Annotated in this window: 20 protein-coding genes and 4 tRNA genes; 18 read left to right on the top strand and 6 right to left on the bottom strand. The window is 40.1% G+C overall.

What is annotated here, in order from left to right; genetic code table 11:
* Positions 1-261: 261 nt before the first annotated feature.
* Positions 262-1,464, bottom strand: coding sequence for a bifunctional alpha/beta hydrolase/OsmC family protein (locus I6F53_RS18105; RefSeq protein WP_197240624.1), 1,203 nt, complete (start codon positions 1,462-1,464; stop codon positions 262-264).
* 527 nt (positions 1,465-1,991) lie between these two features.
* Here I6F53_RS18105 and I6F53_RS18100 point away from each other — a divergent pair.
* Together I6F53_RS18100 and I6F53_RS18095 are read left to right on the top strand one after the other, a co-directional pair.
* On the top strand, positions 1,992-2,831 hold the full coding sequence (locus I6F53_RS18100) for an isopenicillin N synthase family dioxygenase (RefSeq protein WP_197240623.1): 840 nt from the start codon (positions 1,992-1,994) through the stop codon (positions 2,829-2,831).
* A 362-nt stretch (positions 2,832-3,193) separates the two neighbouring features.
* A complete protein-coding gene (locus I6F53_RS18095) occupies positions 3,194-4,588 on the top strand; it encodes a DEAD/DEAH box helicase (protein ID WP_121954342.1) in 1,395 nt (464 codons plus the stop codon).
* A 122-nt stretch (positions 4,589-4,710) separates the two neighbouring features.
* On the opposite strand, the gene I6F53_RS18090 is transcribed toward I6F53_RS18095, so the two are convergent.
* Complete coding sequence (locus I6F53_RS18090; RefSeq protein ID WP_197240622.1) at positions 4,711-5,454, bottom strand: DUF3307 domain-containing protein; 744 nt, start codon at positions 5,452-5,454, stop codon at positions 4,711-4,713.
* Entirely contained in the window at positions 5,454-6,077 is a 624-nt protein-coding gene (locus I6F53_RS18085; RefSeq protein WP_197240621.1) for a hypothetical protein, read from the bottom strand. Before I6F53_RS18085 ends, I6F53_RS18090 begins: the two co-directional genes overlap by 1 nt.
* A gap of 150 nt (positions 6,078-6,227) precedes the next feature.
* On the opposite strand from I6F53_RS18085, the gene I6F53_RS18080 reads away from it, so the two are divergent.
* The 7 genes from I6F53_RS18080 to I6F53_RS18050 all read left to right on the top strand — a co-directional run bounded on the left by I6F53_RS18080 (position 6,228) and on the right by I6F53_RS18050 (position 12,263).
* Positions 6,228-6,731: a LabA-like NYN domain-containing protein gene (locus I6F53_RS18080; protein WP_197240620.1), complete on the top strand. Its 504-nt coding sequence runs from the start codon at positions 6,228-6,230 to the stop codon at positions 6,729-6,731.
* Between the two features lie 174 nt (positions 6,732-6,905).
* Positions 6,906-7,826 carry an NAD(+) diphosphatase gene (gene nudC, locus I6F53_RS18075; protein WP_197240626.1) on the top strand — a complete coding sequence of 307 codons (921 nt, stop codon included), beginning with the start codon at positions 6,906-6,908 and terminating at the stop codon, positions 7,824-7,826.
* 9 nt (positions 7,827-7,835) lie between these two features.
* Positions 7,836-9,017, top strand: a complete 1,182-nt coding sequence (locus I6F53_RS18070) for a cystathionine beta-lyase (protein WP_197240619.1) — start codon at positions 7,836-7,838, stop codon at positions 9,015-9,017.
* A gap of 143 nt (positions 9,018-9,160) precedes the next feature.
* Positions 9,161-9,988: an ABC transporter permease gene (locus I6F53_RS18065; RefSeq protein ID WP_197240618.1), complete on the top strand. Its 828-nt coding sequence runs from the start codon at positions 9,161-9,163 to the stop codon at positions 9,986-9,988.
* Positions 9,985-10,893, top strand: coding sequence for an ABC transporter ATP-binding protein (locus I6F53_RS18060; protein ID WP_197240617.1), 909 nt, complete (start codon positions 9,985-9,987; stop codon positions 10,891-10,893). Before I6F53_RS18065 ends, I6F53_RS18060 begins: the two co-directional genes overlap by 4 nt.
* Positions 10,893-11,267: a PH domain-containing protein gene (locus I6F53_RS18055; protein WP_007377979.1), complete on the top strand. Its 375-nt coding sequence runs from the start codon at positions 10,893-10,895 to the stop codon at positions 11,265-11,267. Before I6F53_RS18060 ends, I6F53_RS18055 begins: the two co-directional genes overlap by 1 nt.
* Positions 11,268-11,468: 201 nt before the next feature.
* Positions 11,469-12,263: a putative porin gene (locus I6F53_RS18050; protein ID WP_197240616.1), complete on the top strand. Its 795-nt coding sequence runs from the start codon at positions 11,469-11,471 to the stop codon at positions 12,261-12,263.
* Between the two features lie 91 nt (positions 12,264-12,354).
* On the opposite strand, the gene I6F53_RS18045 is transcribed toward I6F53_RS18050, so the two are convergent.
* Positions 12,355-14,202, bottom strand: a complete 1,848-nt coding sequence (locus I6F53_RS18045; RefSeq protein WP_197240611.1) for a M2 family metallopeptidase — start codon at positions 14,200-14,202, stop codon at positions 12,355-12,357.
* A 167-nt stretch (positions 14,203-14,369) separates the two neighbouring features.
* Between I6F53_RS18045 and I6F53_RS18040 the strand changes: the two genes are divergently transcribed.
* Positions 14,370-16,646, top strand: coding sequence for an acyl-CoA dehydrogenase (locus I6F53_RS18040; RefSeq protein WP_197240608.1), 2,277 nt, complete (start codon positions 14,370-14,372; stop codon positions 16,644-16,646).
* 76 nt (positions 16,647-16,722) lie between these two features.
* Here I6F53_RS18040 and I6F53_RS18035 read toward each other — a convergent pair whose 3' ends face one another.
* Together I6F53_RS18035 and cysK are read right to left on the bottom strand one after the other, a co-directional pair.
* The gene (locus I6F53_RS18035; protein WP_149594784.1) at positions 16,723-17,157 is read right to left on the bottom strand and encodes a hypothetical protein; all 435 of its coding nucleotides are present in this window, start codon (positions 17,155-17,157) and stop codon (positions 16,723-16,725) included.
* Between the two features lie 142 nt (positions 17,158-17,299).
* Positions 17,300-18,268, bottom strand: a complete 969-nt coding sequence (gene cysK, locus I6F53_RS18030) for a cysteine synthase A (RefSeq protein WP_197240607.1) — start codon at positions 18,266-18,268, stop codon at positions 17,300-17,302.
* Between the two features lie 362 nt (positions 18,269-18,630).
* Between cysK and I6F53_RS18025 the strand changes: the two genes are divergently transcribed.
* The 8 genes from I6F53_RS18025 (at position 18,631) to I6F53_RS17990 (ending at position 23,621) form a co-directional block, all read left to right on the top strand.
* On the top strand, positions 18,631-19,782 hold the full coding sequence (locus I6F53_RS18025) for a dicarboxylate/amino acid:cation symporter (protein ID WP_166421888.1): 1,152 nt from the start codon (positions 18,631-18,633) through the stop codon (positions 19,780-19,782).
* A 108-nt stretch (positions 19,783-19,890) separates the two neighbouring features.
* Positions 19,891-20,541, top strand: a complete 651-nt coding sequence (gene uvrY / locus I6F53_RS18020; protein ID WP_149594787.1) for a UvrY/SirA/GacA family response regulator transcription factor — start codon at positions 19,891-19,893, stop codon at positions 20,539-20,541.
* Positions 20,542-20,551: 10 nt separating this feature from the next.
* Entirely contained in the window at positions 20,552-22,375 is a 1,824-nt protein-coding gene (uvrC, locus tag I6F53_RS18015) for an excinuclease ABC subunit UvrC (RefSeq protein WP_197240606.1), read from the top strand.
* Positions 22,376-22,417: 42 nt separating this feature from the next.
* On the top strand, positions 22,418-22,963 hold the full coding sequence (gene pgsA / locus I6F53_RS18010) for a CDP-diacylglycerol--glycerol-3-phosphate 3-phosphatidyltransferase (protein ID WP_166421890.1): 546 nt from the start codon (positions 22,418-22,420) through the stop codon (positions 22,961-22,963).
* Positions 22,964-23,176: 213 nt separating this feature from the next.
* Positions 23,177-23,252, top strand: a tRNA-Gly gene (locus tag I6F53_RS18005).
* Positions 23,253-23,283: 31 nt separating this feature from the next.
* Positions 23,284-23,357 (top strand) — tRNA-Cys (locus I6F53_RS18000).
* 37 nt (positions 23,358-23,394) lie between these two features.
* A tRNA-Leu gene (locus I6F53_RS17995) sits at positions 23,395-23,481 on the top strand.
* 64 nt (positions 23,482-23,545) lie between these two features.
* Positions 23,546-23,621, top strand: a tRNA-Gly gene (locus tag I6F53_RS17990).
* Positions 23,622-23,724 lie beyond the last annotated feature (103 nt).

Genomic DNA, 23,724 nt, shown 5'->3' with positions numbered 1-23,724 from the left:
TTAAACCCTGAACAAGAAATCGTCAAAGCGGAGAGTGCATAACGTAGTGATCGCGACAACTAGTTTGACAAACACCGGTTTTGTCTTTTCGTACGTAGTAAGTATTTTTATTCATACCTATCCTTGGTTATGTAATGTAATTTTAAGCTACTAAAATTGTACCTATTATTCAATCTCTATATTTCAGTTTAGAGTTTAAGTTTGCTTTATTAACAACTTAATATAACGCAGTAAGAACTGCGCTATATTTATCGGATGTAGTTACTCTACCAGTTCACTTACAATAACAGGGTTGTTATGTAGTGTTTTATGCACAGGGCATTTGTCGGCTATTTCGAGTAAACGCTGGCGCTGCTCTTGTGTTAAATCACCGACTAGAGTGATTTTACGGGTAATGGCTTCAAGGTTACCGGTTTGCTCACAATCGTCGCAATCTTTGTTGTAATCGCGAGTGTGATCAAGCTCTACTTTAACATGCTCTAGCGCTAAATTTTTACGTGTAGCATACATACGTAGTGTCATTGCTGTACAAGCACCAAGCCCCGCTAATAAGTGATGATACGGATCGGGGCCTAAGTTTTTACCGCCTACCTTTATTGGCTCATCTGCAAGCCAAGTATGATCTTTAGTGCTCACGTGCTGAGTAAATACATGGTCTTTTTCTTCAACAAGTACATTGCCACCCGTTAAGCTTGCTGTGTATTTTGTTTTGTCATACTTGACGTAGCGATTAGCCCACGTTGCAATAATTTCTGCAGCGTAGTCGGCATCGTTTTTATTAGTAAGTAAGTGATCGGCGTTATCTAGGCTAATAAAACTTTTAGGATGCTTGGCTGATGCGTAAATTTTTTCGGCTTCGCTAATATTTACCGTTGCATCAATAGGGGAGTGCATGACTAACAATGCGCGCTTAAGTTTACTAATGTGGCTTTTATCGTACTTGGCTATATCGTCTATAAATTGTTTTTTAATGGTAAATTCGCGGCCAGCTAGGCTTACTTTTGCTTCGCCGGCTGCGTTAATTTCATCTAGGTGTGCTTCAAAGTTATGCGCTACGTGCTGCGCATCTGACGGTGCACCAATGGTTGTAATAGCCGATACTTCAGGAATGTGCTCAGCAGCAGCAAGTACCGCAGCGCCGCCTAAACTGTGGCCAATAAGTAATTGCGGCGCTGCAAAATGCTCACGCAGATGATCAGCCGCTGAAACTAAGTCTTGAATGTTTGATGAAAAGTTACTGTTAGCAAAGTCGCCATCGCTATTACCTAAACCCGTAAAATCAAAACGCAGTACGGCTATGCCTTGTTGCGTAAGTGCACGGCTTATACGTGTGGCTGCTGCTATGTCTTTTCCGCAGGTGAAGCAGTGTGCAAATAGCGCATAAAACTTTATATCGCCGGCGGGGCGTTCGAGTTGTCCGGCAAGTTCTAAATCGCCGCTTTTAAAAGATACTTTTTGTCGCATGGGGAGCCTTATTTACACAAATAAAATACATTAGGGCGTGTTGACCGTTGTGGATTGAAATTTGTTCAATCTAGGGGCGATTAAATCGCGGCGCGAGGTTTGTAACCTAGTGGGCTAAGTAAAAACCGAGCAACAAAGAGTTAATCGTCCCTAGAAAGAACCCAAAGGGTAGCGCATGTTTGGCATTTATGCTGCGTTATCGCCTATTTATGGGGAACAACCACACATCATAGGCTCTGCCTTGCTTAAACACCAAACAGTCTGCTGCAAATTCACCCACCAAAGGTCAGCACGCCCTAGTAGACCAGATATAAGTACTAAACCTTGCAAATTCAACGTTTTTTTATAAGTTGATCTTGATCAAGCCTAGTGGTGGAAACGTTACGCTGCGGACATATGTCCTTATTTTTTTGAGGTCATTTGTCTATCCTCGCACAGTGCTATAATGAAGGCTTTTCTACTTTATCTTGGCAATTTGCTACTATTAAAGCAGTCCACTTCACACAACCTATTCACTGGAACGTACAATGCAATTACCTACTGTTGATTATAAAGCTCCCGATGCGGCTGCACACTTTGTTGAATCATTAAGAAATACTGGATTTGGCGTTTTAAAAAACCACCCAATTCCACAGTCTTTAGTTGAGTCTATTTACAAAAATTGGCAAGACTTTTTTAACTCAGAGCAAAAGCACGACTTTTTATTCTCTAAAGAAACTCAAGACGGTTATTTTCCGCCTTCAGTATCTGAAGTAGCGAAAGGCTTTACAATAAAAGACATTAAAGAGTACTTTCATGTGTACCCTAAAGGCCGTGTTCCTGCAGAGCTCGAATCTGATGTACGTGAATACTACCGTTTAGCGAGTGAATTTGCTGGTACTTTATTAAGCTGGGTTCAGGCTGAAGCGCCAGCTGATGTTCGCGCTAAATTTTCGATTGATTTAAAAGATATGATTGCCGGTTCTGAGCAAACATTGTTACGTATCCTACATTACCCACCAATGACGGGTGATGAAGAGCCAGGTGCTATTCGCGCTGCTGCTCACGGTGATATTAATTTATTAACGGTATTACCAGCTTCTAATGAGCCTGGTTTACAAGTTCAAAAAACAGATGGCGGTTGGTTAGACGTGCCATGTGATTTTGGCAGCTTAATTATTAATATTGGCGACATGCTACAAGAAGCGTCGGGCGGGTATTTCCCATCGACAATTCATCGCGTGATTAACCCAACGGGTAAAGCATCTACTAAATCGCGTATATCACTACCGTTATTTTTACACCCGCATCCAGATGTTGTGCTTTCAGAGCGCTACACGGCAGATAGCTACTTGCAAGAACGCCTGCGTGAGTTAGGTGTTAAGTAACTCTTATACTTAGAGTAATTAAGTATAAACAAAAAACGGCTTATGGCCGTTTTTTGCATTTTTAAGCAACTTGATCACCGGTTTTATTTTATTAATACCAATCTGCTTATATATGGGGTCTATTTTACGTTAAGAAAATTACGCTATAACTAGGCAAAAATTTTTGTATCTAGTTGTTCTAAATGAAAAATTTTTAACGACGTTATAGTGAAATTTAATTCGTTAAATTGATCAAAGATTTATGCAGATTGGTATAAGCTATGCTCAATTGCCTGCAACGCAAATAATGGCATGCATTCTTAGCTACTACAGGTATAATGCGCGCAACTGGCTAATGTAGCCTAATTTAAAAGAGAGTTTATATGAGTTTTGAAGGTTTAGGTTTATCACAGTCTTTGGTTAATGCGGTTTTAGAAAAGGGCTATGAAACGCCAACGCCGATTCAGGCTCAAGCAATTCCTGCAATTATTGAACGCCGTGATGTTATGGCAGCAGCGCAAACAGGTACAGGTAAAACAGCGGGTTTTACATTACCACTTATTGAGCGTTTGTCGTCGGGCCCTAAAGCTAAAAGTAACCACGTACGTGCACTTATTTTAACGCCTACGCGTGAGCTTGCTTTGCAAGTAAGCGAAAACGTTGAAGAGTACGCTAAGCATTCGGATGTGAGCTCATTTGTAGTTTACGGTGGCGTTAAAATTAACCCACAAATGCAGCGTCTTCGTAAAGGTGTTGATATTTTAGTAGCAACGCCGGGTCGTTTAATCGACTTACATAATCAAAATGCTGTTAAGTTTGATAGCGTTGAAGTACTTGTACTTGATGAAGCTGACCGCATGTTAGACATGGGCTTTATTCACGACATTAAACGCTTAATTGCTAAAATGCCTGCTAAACGTCAAAACTTAATGTTTTCGGCTACATTCTCTGATGAAATTCGTGCATTAGCAAAAGGGTTAATTAATGACCCGGTTGAAATTTCAGTTGCTGCAAAAAACACCACTGCAAAAAGTGTTACTCAATGTGTTTACGCGGTAGATAAAACACGTAAAACAGCATTGCTAAGCCACTTGATTCGCACTAACGACTGGCAACAAGTATTAGTGTTTAGCCGCACAAAGCACGGTGCTAACCGCTTAGTTAAACAACTAGAACGCGATGACATTGTAGGCGCGGCTATCCATGGTAATAAGTCACAAGGCGCACGTGTTAAAGCACTTGATGGCTTTAAAAGTGGTGAAGTACGCGTATTAGTAGCTACCGATATTGTTGCACGTGGTTTAGACATTGTTGAATTACCGCATGTTGTTAACTACGACTTACCAAACGTATACGAAGATTACGTTCACCGTATTGGTCGTACAGGCCGTGCTGGCGCGTCGGGTCATGCGATTTCGTTTGTAACAACAGAAGATGCTGTTGATTTATACGGTATTGAACGCTTTATTGGTGAGCTTATCCCACGTGCTGAAGAAGACGGTTTTGAGCCTATTAACCCAGTAGCAGAGCGCGCATTAGATGCTCGCCCACTGCCGTCTAAAAAGCCTAAGAAAAAGCAGCCTTTTAATAAGCCTAAATCTGATAGCAGCAAGCCTAACAGTAAAAAGCCGAACAATGGCGGAAATGGTACAGGCCCTCGTCGTGGTGGTTCTAAAAAGCCAGCAGCTAAAACAGATGATAACGCGCAAAACCCATGGGCAAAGCGTGAATCTGTTGGCGGTAATGGCCAGCGCCGTCGTCGCACAAATAACGATTAATCATTATTAATGATTGTGTTGGCGTTTAATTAATTTAGTTAAACGCCAATACAAAAAACGCGCTACCTTTTTAATAGAAGTAGCGCGTTTTTTATTATCTGTAATTTGTACTTACTGTATTGCTACCTAATTAAATAGTTAACACCTAAACCTACAAATAAAGTCACACTTACGCTAAGTAGTGTGCCAAGCATAACGTACTCGGTGAGCTTTTTATCTTTACTAGCACTTAAATCGCCAAACCTAAATACCGACTTTGCAGCAAGTAAAAAACCAAGCCCTGCAAATTGGTCAAGCAATATAAAGCTCAGCATAAGTACGCGCTCAAGCATGCCAATGCTTTGCCCTGCAAGCACTAAGCTACCAGTACTTGAAAAGTTACTTGTTAAACGCTCTAACATCATTCTTATAAATACGGCGCTGGGGCTTAATATAATTAAATAACCGCATACCACCCACAGTATTTTGGGATCAGTGAGCATATTATTAATTGCTGCCATAAAGCTACTGTTATCACTTAGCCAAATACTGAGCGCAATAATAACGAGTATGTGCGCTATTTGATCTAGTAAAAAAGGCACCACACCTTTATTAGAATACGATTTAGCTATATCAATAAAATAATGGCTGAACATAATGCCTGCCGTTGCAATTAAAACACTGCTGAGTTGCAGCCAGGCAAAGGTGTATTCCCACACGGTAATGATGAGTGCACTTGTTACACCATGCACGAGAACATGAAAATAAAGCTTACTGGCTTTAAAGTGACGAGTGTTTCGCTCGTTTACCCAACTCATAGGTTGCCAGTAAAAGTCAGCAAGTAAGTGGCCAATAATAAGTGCGACCAGTAAAAGTGAAAACTCCATTATTCACCTCCTTTAATTATATTTTTTATAACGTGTTGTGTGTGTTTAATAAAGCGTTCTATAAGTTGGTAGTGCGCTAAATTTAGTAGTTTGGTTACATTTTCTCGGCTTGTTTTAAGCTCTTTAGCCAGTGCCGCATGGCTGTTGTCTGGCGAGGTTAAATAAACATACAGGGCATTTGCTTGTTTTTGTGTGATTTTAGTGAGCAATACGTCGGCAAAGGCTAAATTAAGATTTAAGCTTTCATCAAGCTGCTGCTCATTAATATTAAAAACAAAGCGTTGATTACCTATTTTATCAAGGCCTTGCCCCGAAAGGGTAAAAGCAGAACCGGTTGCTGTTTTTATATCGCTGCGTGGGTTATCTATTTGCCCAAGCGCCAAGCTCTGGCGTAGCTCATAACCCGACGATTTAAGGTGTAAATATACCAATATGGCATTTTTAAAAAGATGCTCAGGATTATTAACCTGTAACTGAAAGGCATCGCCTCGGTATATATTCCAAAGGGTTTGCTCACCCGAAATGTTTCGCAAACTTTGCTCTAGTTGATAAAGCATGGCATCGTATTGCTGCTTAGGGATTGTTTGCGATTTAATAATATCGCCGCTGATCACACCAATCATAAAAATCTCAAAATGGTTACTTTTTAACATGTAACCAATATTGGTTACATAAGGTCAAGTAACTAATTTAGGTTACTTAAATATAAATTGCAAGGTACACTTATTTTATAACGTTACTTTAATTGCTATTAATCCTCACTAGGACACTAAATGACTTTACAAAACGAGCAGCAGAGCACTAAACCACGGGTCGGTATTTTTGTTGATGTGCAAAACATTTATTACACATGTCGCGAGAGTTACGGAAAAAACTTTGACTACAATGCGTTTTGGCGGGTAATGCAGGCGCAATACAATATTGAATGTGCTTTTGCGTATGCTATTTATCGAGGGGATGAAAAGCAAAACCAGTTTCAAAATATTTTGCGTGCGATTGGTTTTGACGTAAAGCTAAAGCCATTTATTCAACGCCGTGACGGTAGTGCCAAAGGTGATTGGGATGTAGGCATAACAATAGACATGTTAGAACAGGGTAAAAATCTCGATAAGGTTATTTTGCTCTCTGGCGATGGTGACTTTGCTTTATTACTTGGGCATTTAAAAAATCAGTATAACGTACCGTGCGATGTTTACGGTGCTGACAGGTTAACTGCAGAGGTATTAAAAAAAAGCGCTGAGCAATTTCATTTAATTGATAATACCTTGCTCCTTTAACAGCAAAAAATAGTTAAAAAAGTGCAAGCTAAGTGCCTGCAACATGAGAGATTTTAATACAAAGCCGTTATAGATTAATAAAGCCTTATATAGGCTTTTTTTATTGCTGTAATCAATTGGGTTTGCTAAATGATTATGGTAATTTTAAAGCATAACGAGTTACCAAGGACTTACATGCTTCATTACAGCAACATGCCACTAGACAGAGGCTCAAATTTTCGTAAAGACCCATCGTGGCTTAAAGCGCAAATGTCGGCGCAAAGTAAATGGGTTTTAGTTAATAACAATCAAACCCTATTTATTAAAGATACCCCTAAAGTAAGCTATTTAACGTATCAACAAGTGGAACATTTAGATTTATCGAGTGCTATTTTTGTTGGCTTAAACAATGCTAAACATGGTGTGTTTGCATTGGATGTATCGGATCTGGATGAAAACATACTTACGCCTTTAATAGAGGGCGCGCAATTTTTTGATATTCGCCAATATGGGCCTCAAGTAACCATTAAATATGCCTCAATAGCCGCACTTGCAAGAGGTTTATGTTATTGGCATGCAACGCATCGTTTTTGTGGGCGCTGCGGTAGTAAAAACCGTTCAGTGGAAGCAGGGCACTCTAGAGTGTGTGAAAACGAAAACTGTAAGCATCCTACATTCCCGCGCACCGATCCTGCGGTAATTATGGTGGTTACTAAGGTATTTGCTGACGGAGTAGAGCGATGCTTGTTAGGTCGCCAAGCTGCGTGGCCTACTGGTATGTATTCGTCGCTTGCTGGGTTTGTTGACCCAGGTGAAACACTTGAGCAAGCGGTTGCGCGTGAAGTTAAAGAAGAGGCAGGTATAGAGGTTGATAACGTACGTTATGTTGCATCTCAGCCGTGGCCGTTCCCATCGTCCATTATGCTTGGTTTTTTTGCAGAGGCGACATCGGAGCAAATTAACGTAGATAAAGAAGAGCTGGACGATGCAAAATGGTTTAGCCGTGAAGACTTAGCACAATTTGGTAATTGGCACGAAGAAGGTGAGCATTTAAAGCTGCCTAGAACCGATTCTATCTCTCGTTATTTAATTGAGCATTGGCGCACAAACCCTTAAGGATTAACAATGTCGAGTAAAACTAATAAAAACACTCAGCTGGTGTCATCAGGGCGCAAAAAAGCGTACACACATGGCGTAGTTAACCCCGTTGTACAACGTGCCTCTACTATTGTATTTGATACCGTAGCCGATTTAAAAGAAGCGGCTAAAACTCGTGGCGATAAAACGTTATTTTATGGACGCCGTGGAACAACAACTCACTTTGCACTACAAGAAGCGATTACAGAACTTGAAGGCGGCGAAGGCTGTGCATTATACCCATGTGGCGCGGCGGCGATTAGCCAAGTGTTTTTATCGTTTTTAAAAACCGGTGATCATATTTTAATGGTTGATAACGTGTACGAACCAACACGCGATTTTTGCGATAAAATTTTAGCAGGGCTTGGAATTACTACTACGTACTATCCGCCAACCATTGGCGCAGGTATTAAAGACTATATTAAGCCAAATACTAAAGTGTTATTTTTAGAGTCTCCTGGTTCTATTACGATGGAAGTGCAAGATGTGCCTGCTATGGTAAAAGTAGCCAATGAGCATAGTGTAATGACCATGCTTGATAACACCTATGGTAACGGCTTGCACTATCGCCCATTAGAGCACGGTGTTGATATTAGTATTCAAGCTGCAACTAAGTATATTGTTGGCCATTCAGACGTGATGATGGGCGTAGCTGTTGCTAATAAAAAGTACTGGCCAACCTTGCGCGAAAACTCATACTTGCTAGGGCAGTGTACCAGTGCTGATGATGCGTATTTAGCGCTTAGAGGCCTTCGTACAATGGGTGTACGTTTAAACCAACATGAAAAAGCAGCAATAGAAGTGGCTAAATGGCTTGATCAACATGAGCTTGTTGACCATATTCGCCACCCTGCATTTGAAACCTGCCCAGGGCATGAGTTTTTTAAACGCGACTTTGATGGCAGTAATGGCTTGTTTTCATTTGTAATGAAAACCGGTAATCAAACAGCGATTGATGCATTTTTAGATAGCCTTGAGCATATTAAAATGGGCTTTTCGTGGGGCGGTTTTGAAAGCTTAGTAACCGCTAATTTAACCATGAAAGGGCTGCGCTCAAATACAGGCTGGGATTTAGGGCCGGTTATTCGCCTGCACATTGGCCTTGAAGATGTAGAAGATTTAATTAGCGATTTAAGCCAAGCACTTGAGGTTTATAAGCAGCATTTATAATTTATATTGCAATTTATGCTGTTACATTTAAATGTATTGTTACAAAGCTCACCATTGGTGAGCTTTTTTTTGCTGGTAATTCAAGGTGTTTACACTTAGTGTGGATAAATATACTGAAAATAAAAAGTCATTAAGGATAGTCAATGGCAACACCATTACCGATAAACGTAGGGCGATTAACGCAAATAGCGGGATTTGAGCTTGTACGTATGTTTTTAACTAAACGAGGACTTATTGCATTAGCTGCCTTTGCATTGGTGTGGCTAATAATACTGCGCTACCCAATAGGGCAAGCAGTAGGCATTGTAAGTGCGCCCGATTTTGAACAAATAGCCCGCGATATATCAGGCTCCATTGGTTTAAGTAAGTTACTTGATTGGCCTGAGGCCGAATTTACCATGTACTGGTTAATAGCCCTGTATAGCTTTCCTGTTTTTGGTTTGTTTATTTGTAGCGACCAAACGGTAGGCGATAGAGAGCGTGGCACACTTCGGTTTTTATCACTGCGCTCCACTCGCTTTGAAATACTGTTTGGTCGTTTTTTAGGGCAATTAGCGGTATTAGCCTGCTTAGTGGGCATTACTCTTGTGGCTACGCTTGCTGTACTAGGATTTAGAGATCCTAGTTTACTTGCTGGTGGTTTTGGCCGTGCGCTTTCTATATTTTTAATATTAGTGATTACTCTGTGCCCATTTGTAGCACTGATGACGCTAATAAATACCTTTGCTCGCTCATCGCGTTTATCTATTGTGTTGGCTATTTTATATTTTGCAGCAGGCGGTATTGTTGTAGGTATATTACAGTGGCAAATACCTGCATTAGGTCTGCTTGATTATCTATTTCCGGGTGTACAAATAGAGCTATTAGCGGGGCAAAATTTACCATTGTTAAGCGCGGTGGCTATTCCTCTTATTCAAACAACTATTTTATTGGCTATTGCGCAACGTATTTTTGCAAGGAGCTCACTATGAGACCATTAATTACAGCTAGCGGTTTGAGTAAATCGTATGGTGCAAAACTTGCGCTTAATAATGTGGACTTTGAAATTAATAAAGGCGCTCCTGTGGCGCTTGTTGGGCCAAATGGTGCGGGTAAAACCACCTTATTTAGTTTGTTGTGCGGCTATATAGCGCCAAGTAAAGGCAGCCTTGAAATATTAGGGCATGAGCCAGGGAGCGCTGCTTTATTTAATAAAGTAAGTGCATTACCGCAAGATGCGCAGCTTGACCCTCGTTTTAATATAGATAAGCAACTCGCCTTTTATGCAAAGCTACAAGGTATGGGAGCAAAGCAAAGCCAAACTGAGGCGCTACGTGTACTTGATTTAGTTGGCCTAAAAGAAATTGCAAAGCAGCGCGCAGGGGACTTATCCCATGGTATGCGTAAACGCGTAACAATAGCGCAAGCACTTATCGGCTCACCACAAATTGTAATGCTTGATGAAGCAACCGCAGGACTAGATCCGATTCATGCCAGAGAAGTACGCGAGCTAGTATCTGAATTAAGTGAGCAGGCTACATTTATTTTAAGCTCTCACGATTTAACTGAGCTTGAGCGACTATGCTCACAGGTACTTCATTTAGATAAAGGGGTACTAAGCGAGCATCAAACAAAAACAAATAATACCGATAAGCACTTTTATACATTAATGCTAAGCGAAGCTTATCAAAATGTTGAGCAACAACTGCAAGCAATTGCAGGTGTGAGCCGCGTGTATATGAGCCAACATAAAGAGTATGTTGTTGAGTATCAGCCAGCAGGTGAGCCGCTCGATATTGCACTGCTGAGCTTTTGTCATCAACAACACTGGCAGTACAGGCAGTTAGTTAATGGACATACGTTAGAGAATCAAATATTTAAACAGGAGAAAGTATAATGGGTTTACTTAGCGGACTTATGGGTAATGCAAGCGAAGTTGACGATTCTGATTTAGAAAAAATACTCGCCAATACATTAATTGACGGCGAGCAAGTAGAAAAAGCATATAAAGTAGTACGTGATATGTTTATTTTTACTAATAAGCGCTTAATCTTAATTGATAAGCAAGGTATGACCGGCTCTAAAATGGAAATGGTGAGTATTGCTTACTCTAAAATTACCAAGTTCAGTAAAGAAAGTGCAGGCCATTTTGACCTAGATGCCGAGCTTAAAATATGGGTTGGCTCAGATCCAACACCCATTAGTAAAGAGTTTAAGTCTGGCGATAATATTAACGACGTTTACCGTATTATTAGCCAACACGCACTTTAAGCTGCGGTACATGTTTTAAGTAGTTGTTGACTAAATGTTGCAACTACTTTAATTTTACAGTTTACAACACTTCCTTACAATTAACTTAATAAATACAACTGGTTAGTTAAGTTTTCATTCAGTTTCCTAACGTTAGCATGTGCCTCGACTTTAGCAATACAGCTAGAGCATAAAAAGCAATGTACATAGGGAAGTCTAACAATGAAAAAATTAGCAGTTATTATTTCGAGCATTTTATTATCTAGCACTGCGGCTGCTGCAGACAGCTATAACTCAATTAGCAACCTTAGCTATAAAAATAGAGATAACAACGACACCGTTGCTGTAGATTCTATTTACTACTTATCACCTAAAAAAACTTTAGGTCCGTACGATCAGTTTGAATACATCAATAAACAAACTAACGTATATGGCGGCTACGCTGATGACGACTTTGGTGATGTTACAAAAGTTGGCGGTGAATACTTTATTAATGAGTTTGTTGTAGGCGCATCTTACGAGAATACAGACCCAGATTCAGGTTCTAACGGTGAGCTTTATAAACTGACGGGTGGTTACTTTTTCAACCCTGATTTACTTGCAAAAGTAACACTAGTTGAAAACAAAGACGGTGATGATTACGCATTATTTGATTTAGCTTACAACCACATGCTTAACAGCACTGATTACGTAGGTGTTACACTTACATCAGACGATGACTTTGATTACCGCGCAGTTGCAGCTAAATACTTCATTGATCTACAGCAAGGTAACTACTTAACGTTTGAAGGTAAGTACGAAAGTATTGATGATGCCCAAAACCAATGGGTAGCAGAAACTAACTACTACTTCTCAAAGGCAACATCTGTATTTGCTAACTACAACAAGCAAGACACTTACAGCTTTGGTGCTCAACACTTCATTAATAAAAATATTGGTGTAAAAGTGGGTTACGAAAACAATGCTGATGATTCTGATAATGATGCGTACTTTGCTAACATGCGTTTTCAGTTTTAATTAAGTCCCGTACTTAGTTAATACAAAAGTAATATTAAAAAGCCCGCTTAGTTAGCGGGCTTTGTTGTTTTTATACAAGTGTATTACTTTATTACCAGCCGCAGTTACGGCCTTCGTTTTGCTCATCTAGATATGTTTGTAATGGTGCAAAGTAATCGAGCATTGCTGTTGCATCCATTTGCGGCTTACCTGTTACAGTTTCAAGCGCTTCTTGCCAAGGACGAGATGAACCCATTTCAAGCATAGCGTTTAGCTTATCCCCTGCTTCTTTTGAATTATAAATAGAGCAGCGATGAATGGCTTTATCGTTACCGGCAATTTCACATAAGCTACGATGAAACTCAAACTGTAAAATATGCGCTAAAAAGTAACGTGTATAAGGTGTATTACCCGGAACGTGGTACTTAGCACCCGGATCAAAGTCGGCTTCGCTACGTACGATAGGCGCTTGAACACCTTGGTATTTTTCACGTAGTTCCCACCATGCTTTATTGTAATTTTCTGGTGCTACTTCACCTGAAAATACCTGCCAGCGCCACTGATCAACCATTAAGCTAAATGGTACAAAAGCGACTTTATCAAGTGCCATTTTCATTAACAAACCGATATCTTTAGATTCGTCAGGTACTTGTTCAAGTAAGCCGATTTCTTTTAAGTAACCTGGCGTAACCGAAAGTGCAATAGTGTCGCCAATGGCTTCATGAAAACCATCGTTCGCACTTTCTTGATAAAATAAAGGCTGCTTGTTGTATGCACGTTGATAAAAGTTATGACCTAGCTCGTGGTGAATAACTGAAAACTCTTCGCCTGTACGCTGAATACACATTTTAATGCGTAAATCGTCTTTGCTATCGATATTCCATGCTGATGCATGACACTGCACATCTCTGTCTTTTGGTTTAACAAACAATGAACGCTCGTAAAATGTCTCTGGTAGTGCGTCAAAACCCATTGAGGTAAAAAAGTTTTCAGCCCCTTTTACCATTTTAAGTTCGTCGTAATTATTTTGAGCTAATAACTCGGTTACGTCGTAACCCGGATCAGCGTTTTCTGGTGCAACTACATCGTAAATATTACCCCATGCTTGTGCCCACATATTTCCTAGTAAGTGCGCTGGAATAGGTTGATCTTGTGGTACTTTGTCGTTGCCGTACTTTTCACCTAACTTTGCGCGAACATGGCAGTGTAGCGAGTTATACAGTGGTTTAACTTGGCCCCAAATGCGGTCAAGCTCGGTGGTAAAATCGTCTGCAGGCATATCGTATTTACTGCGCCACATAGCGCCCGTATCGGCATAACCAAGCTCCTTTGCACCTTCGTTGGTCAGTACTACTTGTTGCTCGTAAAGTGAGCGCATTGGTTTTGATATTTGACGCCAGCCTTGCCATAAATCAAGTAGCTCGTTGTAATCTCGGCTGGTGGCCATTTTTGAGGTCATGTCGCCAAGGCTTAAACAGCTGCCGTCTTCTTTACAGTATTTACCTTTACCGTATAGCCCGCCAAGCTCTGCGACAATTTGTGAAAGTTGCGCTGTTTTATCAGCGTCTTGTGGGGCAGGAAGTGTAAGTGCTAGTTTTAGTTTATCAAGCTTACGGCGAGCATCGTAATCAAGCTCTAGTTCGTCATATTTTGCGGCTTCATTGGCTAAACGCACGACTGTTTCGGTCATTTTACGGTTAACTTCAGCTGATAGAGCCGATGTATCGTGAGTAATAAAGTTTGCGTAAATCCACTCTGCACGGCTCGATTCTAAATAAAGTGCACTTAGTTCTTTTTCTGTGTTTGTTATAAATGTATTTGCATCTTTAGCTGTTACATCTTTTTTAGTGTGTGCTGAATCGGTAGTGTCTATCGTTACTTGCGCATCGCAGGCTGTTAAAGCAAGGGTACTTGCTACCATTAAGGCGCTCATACTCAGTTTTAATCGAAAGGGAGTCATACTATTCCTTTAATTTATTGTTATTAAAACGTTGATAATAGCAGTGATGTTTAAAACAATAAAATGAATGCGTTAAGGCTCACGACTCGTCGTGCAATGATTGTATTTAAATTAAGATGGGTCATAATTAAGTTACTATTTTCATTCAATGTGTAAGGAATGTGCGTATGTTAATATTTATAATATTACTGGTCGTGGTGGTGGTTATTTTTGCGGTTAAAGATATTCGCCTAAACTTGATTAGTCGTCCTACGTTTAAAATGTTTAAAAAGGTGCTTCCGCCATTATCGCAAACAGAGCGCGAGGCAATGGAAGCAGGTGATGTTTGGTGGGATGGTGAGTTATTTAGTGGTAACCCAGACTGGCAAAAACTGCACCGTTTTCCTAAACCAGAGCTTAGCGATAAAGAAAACGCATTTATGGCTAACCAAGTAGAAACCTTGCTGGCTATGCTTGATGATTATCAAATTGTACAAAAAGACAAAGACTTACCAAAAGAAGTGTGGGATTACCTAAAAACGGAAGGTTTTTTTGCGCTGATCATTCCAGAAAAATTTGGCGGGCGAGAGTTCTCCGCAATTGCTAATTCAACAATAGTGTCAAAAATTTCGACTAAGAGCTTAACTGCCGCAGTCACTGTTATGGTGCCTAATAGCTTAGGTCCGGGCGAGTTACTTCTTCACTATGGTACTAAAGAGCAGCAAGATCGTTGGCTGCCAAGTTTAGCAAATGGTACAGATGTTCCTTGTTTTGCATTAACGGGCCCAGAGGCGGGCTCTGATGCTGGCAGCATTCCAGATTCAGGCGTGGTGTGTATGGGGGATCACAATGGCGAGCAGGTGATGGGCCTGCGCTTAAATTGGTCAAAGCGCTACATTACGCTTGCACCTGTGGCTACTGTATTAGGTTTAGCATTTAAGATGTACGACCCTGATGCTTTATTAGGTGATAAAAAAGAGTTGGGTATAACGTGTGCGCTTATACCAACCGATCACCCTGGTGTTGAAACAGGTGAACGTCATTATCCGCTTAATATGGCCTTTATGAATGGTACCACTTACGGTAAAGATGTATTTATTCCACTGGACTGGATTATTGGTGGGCAAGAGTGCGCAGGCCGTGGTTGGAGAATGCTTGTAGAGTGTTTAAGTGCAGGGCGAGGTATATCACTACCAGCATTGAGTGCAGCAACTGGGCATTTAGCGTCTAAAATGACATCGGCATACGCCATGGTACGCCAGCAGTTTGGTGTATCAATTGGGCAATTTGAAGGTGTGCAAGAGGCACTTGCGCGTATTGGTGGTTTAACTTACACACTTGAGTCGTGTCGATTAATGACCGCAGGTGCAATCGATTTAAAATTAAGCCCGTCTGTTGTAACAGCGATTGCTAAATACCATATGACAGAAATGGGTCGTACAGTAATGAACGATGCTATGGACATTCATTCAGGTAAAGGAATTCAAGTAGGGCCTAATAACTATTTAGCGCATGGCTATATGGGTATTCCGGTATCAATTACGGTTGAAGGCGCAAATATTTTAACGCGTAATTTAATGATATTTGGCCAAGGTGCAACACGCTGTCATCCATTTGTTTTAAAAGAAATGGAAGCCGCTGCAATGGAAGATGACGACGCAGCACTTGAACAGTTTGATGGCTTATTAATGAACCACATACTATTTGCTGCAAGTAATGCAGGTATGGCATTTGTGCATGGTTTAACACGTAGTTGCTTTGCTAAAGCCCCTGTAGGTGGTGAAACTGCTGTTTATTATAAACAACTAAGCAGAATGAGCCGAGGGTTAGCTATTTGTACAGACGTTGCAATGTTAATGCTAGGCGGTGAACTTAAACGCAAAGAAATGATATCGGCACGTTTGGGTGATGTACTCAGTCATTTATATTTAGCATCAACCGTTTTAAAACGTTATGAAGACGAAGGGCGCCAACAAGCAGATTTACCATTTGTTAAGTACGCCATAGAAAACTCATTATTTGAAATTGGCCAAGCGTTTGATGGTTTTTTCAAAAACTTTTCAAATCCTGTTGTTAACTTTGTACTTAAACGCATTGTGTTTCCACTTGGTAATCATTACCACAGACCAAGTGATGAAATAGCGCAAAGCATTTGTGAACGTATGACTCAGCCAGGTGTATTTAGAAACCGCTTAACACACTTATGTTATGTAGATGAAAATGCAGGCACTGGAGTAATGGAAAATGCATTTTTAGCAATGCACGACATGCAAGCCCAGTTTAAAGATTTAAAACAATGGCAGCGCAAAGGCAAAGTGCCTGCAACGCTCGATATTGAAGGCGCGATAAATTATGCGCTTGAAAATAAGTTGTTAGAGCAAACGGATGCTGATGCAATGCATCATGCTAACAAGCTACGTAAGAAAGCCATTGCAGTTGATAACTTTCAACCTGGTGAGCTTTAGTTAGTTAATGTTAGCCACTGCTAACATTAAAAAGGCCTTACATATGTAAGGCCTTTTTACGTTAAATTTATTTAACTTATCGAGCGTAAGGGTCTGCAATTATTTTATCTATGTACCATTTGCCCTTTTTACGAAGCATTTTAACACTACGAAAATCATCAATTTTATCGCCATTTAAATAACCGGTAAAAATAAGGTTTATTTTAGTCTTATCACCGTATTGCTCACGAACGCTCATATTAGTCATATCAACTTCAATGGTTACTTCATCGTACTGCATATTTACTAAGTTGCGCGAAAATTGTTTGGCCGTCCCGTATGACTTCATTATGCGGGTAAGATTTGGTGTTGCCATAGTACTGGCTTTTTGAAGGTCTTGCTGGTTATAAAGTGCATCAAAGTAAGCGGTGGCTGTATCTCCTGGGTTATCGCCAAGTGTTTTTAGGTCATCTCCACAGCCTGCTAAAAACAGTAAAATGACAAAACTTAGTAAACTCGTAATTTTTTTCATGTTAATTATTATTAATTAATTTTTTAAAGTGTGTGGTTTATCAATGAAGATGTAAAGGTGTGGCGGGTAATAAATAGATAATTGAAGAATAAATAATAAAAAAGGATGCCTAAAGCATCCTTTTAAAACGCAATAAAATTAATTATTGCACTAGTTCTTGCTCACTAAACTCTTCATCAAACATTGGGCTTGATAAGTAACGCTCAGTGGCACTAGGTAGGATAACAACAATGTTTTTATCAGCATTTTCAGGCTTTTCAGCAATTCGCTTAGCGGCAACAACCGCTGCACCAGATGAAATACCGACTAAAATACCTTCTTTTTTCATTAACTGATGCGACATTGCAATTGCATCTTCATTAGATACAAGCTCTGCTGCATCAATCAAGTCCATATCTAGGTTACCAGGAATGAAGCCTGCACCAATACCTTGAATTTTATGAGGACCTGGTTTAATTTCTTCACCCGCAAGCGTTTGGCTAATAACGGGAGAGTTAGTTGGCTCTACAGCGATAGACTTAACGTTTAAATCTTTTTCTGTTTTAAGGTAACGACTAACACCTGTAATAGTACCACCAGTGCCAACACCCGCCACAAAAAAGTCTACTTTGCCGTCAAGCGCATCGTAAATTTCTGGGCCTGTTGTTTCAAAGTGAATTTTAGGGTTGGCAGGATTTTCAAATTGTTGTAATAAAATATACTTATCAGGTGCGGTTGCTTGAATTTCTTTTGCTTTTTCAATTGCACCATTCATACCTTTAGCACCGTCGGTAAGTACTAGGTTTGCACCTAGTGCTTTTAATAGCTTGCGACGTTCTAGGCTCATAGTGTTAGGCATAGTAAGTGTTAACTTGTAACCACGTGCAGCTGCAACAAAAGCAAGTGCAATACCGGTGTTACCTGATGTTGGCTCAATAAGTTCTTTACCTTCAACAAGCTGACCTGATTTTTCAGCTTCCCAAATCATTGATGCACCAATACGGCATTTGATACTAAAGCTTGGATTACGAGATTCAACTTTAGCGTATACATTCCCACCCGTAACACGGTTAAGTTTTACTAGCGGCGTATTACCAATAGTTAGTGAGTTATCTTCAAAAATAGTAGACATAATGTTCCTTTGGATACAATCTGATCAACGTGCTAATAGCCTTTGCTACTAACTATATACACACTTTACTGTGAGTTTAAAAAAACTAAAGTAAAGTTTGGCTATAACATATATCTATTGGGCTTATAACCTGGTGAAATAAAAATCAATTATTTACGGTGCTTTAGTTATTAAAGGTGCGGGCTAAATTCAAAATTTAAAGAGTAAGAATTCAGCTAAATTAAAAAATACGCAAAAGAGAGGTTAAATTGAACCGCATTTGTGTGTTATTTGTGCATATGAATATAACTTGAATAGTTTTATCACACAATGTGCCTAAAACATGATAAAAACACGTATCTAAATTCAATTAAGCAATCAAAATGAAGTTAATCTTAAAATTAATTGCCGGTATTGTGGCCGGTATTTTGGTCGGACTCTACGTACCTATCACTGGTGTTGAACTTTTATTCACAGTAAAAGAGCTAATTGGTCAAATTATCTCCTTTACCATTCCTCTTATTATTTTATTTTTTATTGCATCGGGTATTGCTGGCCTTCCAAAAGGGTCTGGGCATTTACTTGGCAAAACAGTTGGCTTTGCTTACAGCTCTACCATTATTGCCGGTACGCTTGCATTTTTATTAGTGAGTGCCGTGATTCCATTTTTAAGCGGTGGTATTACGTTTGAAGCTGAAGTAGCAACCGAGATTGGTAGTTTTATTGATTTAGAAATCCCGCCACTTATGGGCGTTATGACTGCACTTGTTACTGCTTTTGTATTTGGCATAGGCATGAGCCAGCTAGAGCTTGATACGCTTAAAAAGGTGTCAGATCAGGGTCGTGATGTAGTTGATGGTTTACTTTCGAAAGTAATTATTCCAGCTTTACCATTTTACATTGCTGGCGTATTTGCTGAAATGACGGTAGCGGGCACTGTGGTTGATACATTGCAAACATTTGGTGTAGTTTTAATTGCAGCGCTTGTTATGCATTGGTTATGGCTAAGCGTTTTATATATAGCGACAGGTATATTACTAAAGCGTAATCCAATCGAATTAGTTAAAAATATGCTACCAGCGTACTTTACCGCTTTGGGCACAATGTCTAGCGCTGCAACAATTCCAGTATCGCTACAATCAAGTAAGTCGAATGGCGTAAAAGAGGACGTAGCTAACTTTACTGTACCACTTTGCGCGACTATTCATTTATCGGGCTCTACAATTACAATTGTAACCTGTGCTATGGCTGTTATGTTTTTATCGCCGAGCATGGTAGTGCCTTCATTAGTAGGTATGTTGCCGTTTATTATGATGTTAGGTGTAGTAATGATTGCAGCACCTGGTGCGCCAGGTGGCGCGGTTATGTCGGCACTTGGGCTATTAACAAGCATGCTTGGGTTTAACGAAGGCGCGGTTGCATTAATGATTGCACTTTATTTAGCACAAGATAGCTTTGGTACTGCGTGTAATGTAACAGGTGATGGTATCATTGCATTATGGGTTGACCGATTTAGCGAAAAATCGTCATCTTAAATTATTAGAGCGGGGCAATAATATTAGTTATTGTTTCGCTTTATGTATGTTACTGTGGCAAATTAATTTAATTAAATTGCATGTTGTTAGGTAAGTGAGGATGTTCCATTGATTAATGTACTTTTAGTTGATGACCATGAACTTGTACGAACAGGTATCAAGCGTATTCTTGATGACGTACGAGGGTTTAAAGTAGTAGGTGAAGCTAAAGATGGCGAGCAGGCGGTACAATTTTGTCGTCAGCATTCACCTAACATAGTACTTATGGATATGAACATGCCAGGAATGGGCGGATTAGAGGCGACTAAAAAGATTTGTCGTTACTGCCCAGATGTAAAAATTATTGTGCTTACCGTCAATTGCGAAGACCCGTTTCCAAGCAAAGTAATGCAGATTGGTGCACACGGCTTTTTAACTAAAGGTGCGGGCTCTGATGAAATGGTACGCGCTATTCGATGCGTTCATGCGGGGCAGCGTTATATTGCACCAGAAATTGCACAGCAAATAGCACTTGCGCAAGTGACAGGCCGTACAGACGAAAACCCTTTTCAGAGTTTATCTGAACGCGAATTGCAAATTATGCTTATGATCACCAAAGGTGAGAAAGCACAAGATATAGCAGAGCGTTTAAATCTAAGTTCTAAAACAGTAAATAGCTATCGCTACCGTATGTTTGAAAAGTTAAATGTAGGTGGCGATGTTGAGCTTACCCATTTAGCTATTCGTCATAAAATGATTGATATAGATATTTCGTACTAACCTATAATTTATGTCTGAATTTGATCACGTACATTTCCTTAAAACGCTATCAAGCGAGCCCGGCGTATACCGCATGCTTGATAGTGACAGCCAAGTTATTTATGTTGGTAAAGCCAAGCACTTAAAAAAACGTGTAAGTAGTTACTTTAGAAGTAATATTACCGATAGCAAAACACGCGTATTAGTAAATAATATTTGTGATATTGAAGTCACGCTTACCAATACCGAAACCGAAGCATTGTTGCTTGAAAATAACCTAATAAAAAAATACCAGCCTCGCTATAACATATTATTGCGCGACGATAAGTCGTATCCTTATATTTTACTGACTAATCATAAGCATCCTCGTTTAGCGTTTCACCGTGGAAGTCGTAAAATTAAAGGTGAGTACTTTGGGCCTTTCCCAAGTGCTGGTGCGGTATCTGAAAGTTTGCGTTTAATGCAAAAAATCTTTCCTGTTCGCCAATGTGAAGATGCTTATTACCGTGCTAGAAGTCGTCCGTGCCTACAATATCAGCTTAAGCGTTGCTCAGCTCCGTGCGTTAATAAAGTAACGGATGATGACTACAGTGAGCAGGTTGATTATGTTCGTAAATTTTTAACGGGTAAATCTCACGAAGTTATTGCTGATTTAATAAAAAAAATGGAAGCAGCCAGCCTGCAATTAAACTTTGAATTAGCGGCAAAAGTTCGCGACCAAATAATGCTACTTCGTAAAATGCAGGAACAACAGTCTATTTCGGGTAACTTTGCAGAAATGGATGTAGTCGGTTTTGCTCATTTAAACGGATTAAACGGCATTCATTTATTAATGATCCGCGATCATAAGGTACTTGGAAGCAAAACGTACTTCCCTAAAGTCCCTAAAGACTCGAGTGAACAAGAAATATTGACCTCATTTCTAGGTCAGTATTATTTAGCGCCGGGTGCTACAGGGCGAATTGCAAAAGAAATTATACTACCGTTTGAAATAGAAGAGAGCGAAGCATTAGGTGAGGCACTCACACAAGTAAGTGAACGCAAAGTAACATTTAAAGTAGTTACTCGTGGTGAACGCGCTCAATACTTACAATTAGCGAATAAAAATGCTTTAAACAGTATTGCAGTTAAGCAAAGTACTCAAGACTCTATTAATAAACGTTATGCACAGTTAAAAGCAACACTGCGACTTGACGATATAACTCGAATGGAGTGTTTTGATATAAGCCACACCATGGGGGAGAACACCGTCGCAAGTTGTGTTGTATTTGATTCACAAGGGCCAAATACAAAAGAGTACAGGCGTTACAATGTAACAGGCATAACCGGTGGTGATGATTATGCTGCCATGGAATTTGCACTTAACAAACGCTACAACAAGTTAGTAGACGAAGACAAAATTCCAGACGTTATCTTTATTGATGGTGGTAAAGGGCAGTTAGGGCGCGCTGAGCAGTACTTTTCTAATTGGCCGCACACTAAAATGCCTTTATTAGTGGGTGTTGCAAAAGGGACTAGCCGCAAACCCGGTCTTGAAACACTATTGATTGACGGTGGACGCAAAACCATTCCGATGGATTCAGATGCGCCTGCGCTTCATTTGATTCAACATATACGCGATGAGTCTCATCGTTTTGCTATAGCAGGACACCGTAACAAACGCCAAAAACAGCGTACACAATCACTATTAGAAGAAATAAATGGAGTAGGTTCAACACGTCGCCAAACATTATTAAAATATTTAGGGGGCATGCAGGGAGTAAAAGCTGCTAATATAGAACAGTTAAAGAAAGTTCCTGGGATCAGCCCTGACATGGCTGAGAAGATATTTAACCATTTGCATGACAAGGGCTAGCCCTTCATGCGAATATAGCAAAAAAGACATATCCAAGTAGTTATGTGGAATATTCCAAACACACTTACAACATTTAGAATTTTTCTTATCCCCGTTTTTTTGGTGATATTTTATTTGCCTTATAGCTGGGCTTTTTTTGCTGCCGCCTTTATTTTTTGGCTTGCATCGATCACCGATATATTAGACGGTTATTTAGCAAGAAAGCTTGAGCAATCAACCCCCTTTGGTGCTTTTTTAGATCCTGTTGCTGATAAAGTAATGGTATGTGCTGCGCTTGTTGCATTAGCTGATCAGTACCAATCAATGTACATGACAATACCCGCACTTATTATTATAAGTCGTGAAATTATTATATCTGCACTTCGTGAATGGATGGCAGAGCAGGGTAAGCGTGGTAATGTTGCTGTATCAAACATGGGTAAAATAAAGACGGCTGCACAAATGTTAGCCATTATCGGTTTGATTTGGCAATACGATACCTGGATGAACTATTTAAGCTTTGCACTATTGTATATTGCGACCTTTTTAACCTTGAGTTCTATGATGCAATATTTACGTGCAGCATGGGGTGAATTGACTAAAAATTAACTCTAAATGTATAATAACGCACCGTTTTAGATAAAAAACAAGCAAACAGTTCAAAACTAGCATTTTTTGTATTGACGCGTTTAATAATCTCTGTAGAATGCGTCCGTGTTGAGAGGGCATAGCCCCCGAGATAAACAAAACGGTAATTAATCAGTTACCTGAATGTTCACATAAATCATCATGTGTTTGTTCAATTTAATTGATAAATAAAATGCGGTACTAGCTCAGTTGGTAGAGCGCGACCTTGCCAAGGTCGAGGTCACGAGTTCGAGCCTCGTGTACCGCTCCAAGTTTATCTCAAGGTTAATACCCCGTACTGGGGCGGAATGGCAGAGTGGCCATGCACCGGATTGCAAATCCGTTTACCTCGGTTCGACTCCGGGTTCCGCCTCCATTTCAACACTCCACACGCTTTAATTAGCAAACTCGATGCCCGAGTGGTGGAATTGGTAGACACAAGGGATTTAAAATCCCTCGACTAACAAGTCGTGCCGGTTCAAGTCCGGCCTCGGGCACCACTTTGTGGTTTAATTGCATTACCAAGTGTAATTTATAAAATGATTAATTTAGAATTAATATGATGCGGTACTAGCTCAGTTGGTAGAGCGCGACCTTGCCAAGGTCGAGGTCACGAGTTCGAGCCTCGTGTACCGCTCCATATTAGTTTTATCCACTTGCTTTTAATAGCAAACTCGATGCCCGAGTGGTGGAATTGGTAGACACAAGGGATTTAAAATCCCTCGACTAACAAGTCGTGCCGG

The organism is Pseudoalteromonas sp. SWN29, assembly GCF_015864465.1.
GTDB lineage: Bacteria > Pseudomonadota > Gammaproteobacteria > Enterobacterales > Alteromonadaceae > Pseudoalteromonas.
The sequence above is the reverse complement of the archived record's forward strand: the minus strand, read 5'-3'. Positions and strand labels throughout refer to the sequence as shown.

Coding starts and splice junctions, on each gene's coding strand:
- I6F53_RS18095 (WP_121954342.1), top strand. CDS start 3,194: ATGAGTTTTGAAGGTTTAGGTTTATCACAGTCTTTGGTTAATGCGGTT.
- I6F53_RS18090 (WP_197240622.1), bottom strand. CDS start 5,454: ATGGAGTTTTCACTTTTACTGGTCGCACTTATTATTGGCCACTTACTT.
- nudC (WP_197240626.1), top strand. CDS start 6,906: ATGCTTCATTACAGCAACATGCCACTAGACAGAGGCTCAAATTTTCGT.
- I6F53_RS18070 (WP_197240619.1), top strand. CDS start 7,836: ATGTCGAGTAAAACTAATAAAAACACTCAGCTGGTGTCATCAGGGCGC.
- I6F53_RS18100 (WP_197240623.1), top strand. CDS start 1,992: ATGCAATTACCTACTGTTGATTATAAAGCTCCCGATGCGGCTGCACAC.
- I6F53_RS18055 (WP_007377979.1), top strand. CDS start 10,893: ATGGGTTTACTTAGCGGACTTATGGGTAATGCAAGCGAAGTTGACGAT.
- I6F53_RS18045 (WP_197240611.1), bottom strand. CDS start 14,202: ATGACTCCCTTTCGATTAAAACTGAGTATGAGCGCCTTAATGGTAGCA.
- I6F53_RS18035 (WP_149594784.1), bottom strand. CDS start 17,157: ATGAAAAAAATTACGAGTTTACTAAGTTTTGTCATTTTACTGTTTTTA.
- pgsA (WP_166421890.1), top strand. CDS start 22,418: ATGTGGAATATTCCAAACACACTTACAACATTTAGAATTTTTCTTATC.
- I6F53_RS18065 (WP_197240618.1), top strand. CDS start 9,161: ATGGCAACACCATTACCGATAAACGTAGGGCGATTAACGCAAATAGCG.
- I6F53_RS18040 (WP_197240608.1), top strand. CDS start 14,370: ATGTTAATATTTATAATATTACTGGTCGTGGTGGTGGTTATTTTTGCG.
- I6F53_RS18085 (WP_197240621.1), bottom strand. CDS start 6,077: ATGATTGGTGTGATCAGCGGCGATATTATTAAATCGCAAACAATCCCT.
- I6F53_RS18080 (WP_197240620.1), top strand. CDS start 6,228: ATGACTTTACAAAACGAGCAGCAGAGCACTAAACCACGGGTCGGTATT.
- cysK (WP_197240607.1), bottom strand. CDS start 18,268: ATGTCTACTATTTTTGAAGATAACTCACTAACTATTGGTAATACGCCG.
- uvrC (WP_197240606.1), top strand. CDS start 20,552: ATGTCTGAATTTGATCACGTACATTTCCTTAAAACGCTATCAAGCGAG.
- I6F53_RS18050 (WP_197240616.1), top strand. CDS start 11,469: ATGAAAAAATTAGCAGTTATTATTTCGAGCATTTTATTATCTAGCACT.
- I6F53_RS18025 (WP_166421888.1), top strand. CDS start 18,631: ATGAAGTTAATCTTAAAATTAATTGCCGGTATTGTGGCCGGTATTTTG.
- I6F53_RS18060 (WP_197240617.1), top strand. CDS start 9,985: ATGAGACCATTAATTACAGCTAGCGGTTTGAGTAAATCGTATGGTGCA.
- I6F53_RS18105 (WP_197240624.1), bottom strand. CDS start 1,464: ATGCGACAAAAAGTATCTTTTAAAAGCGGCGATTTAGAACTTGCCGGA.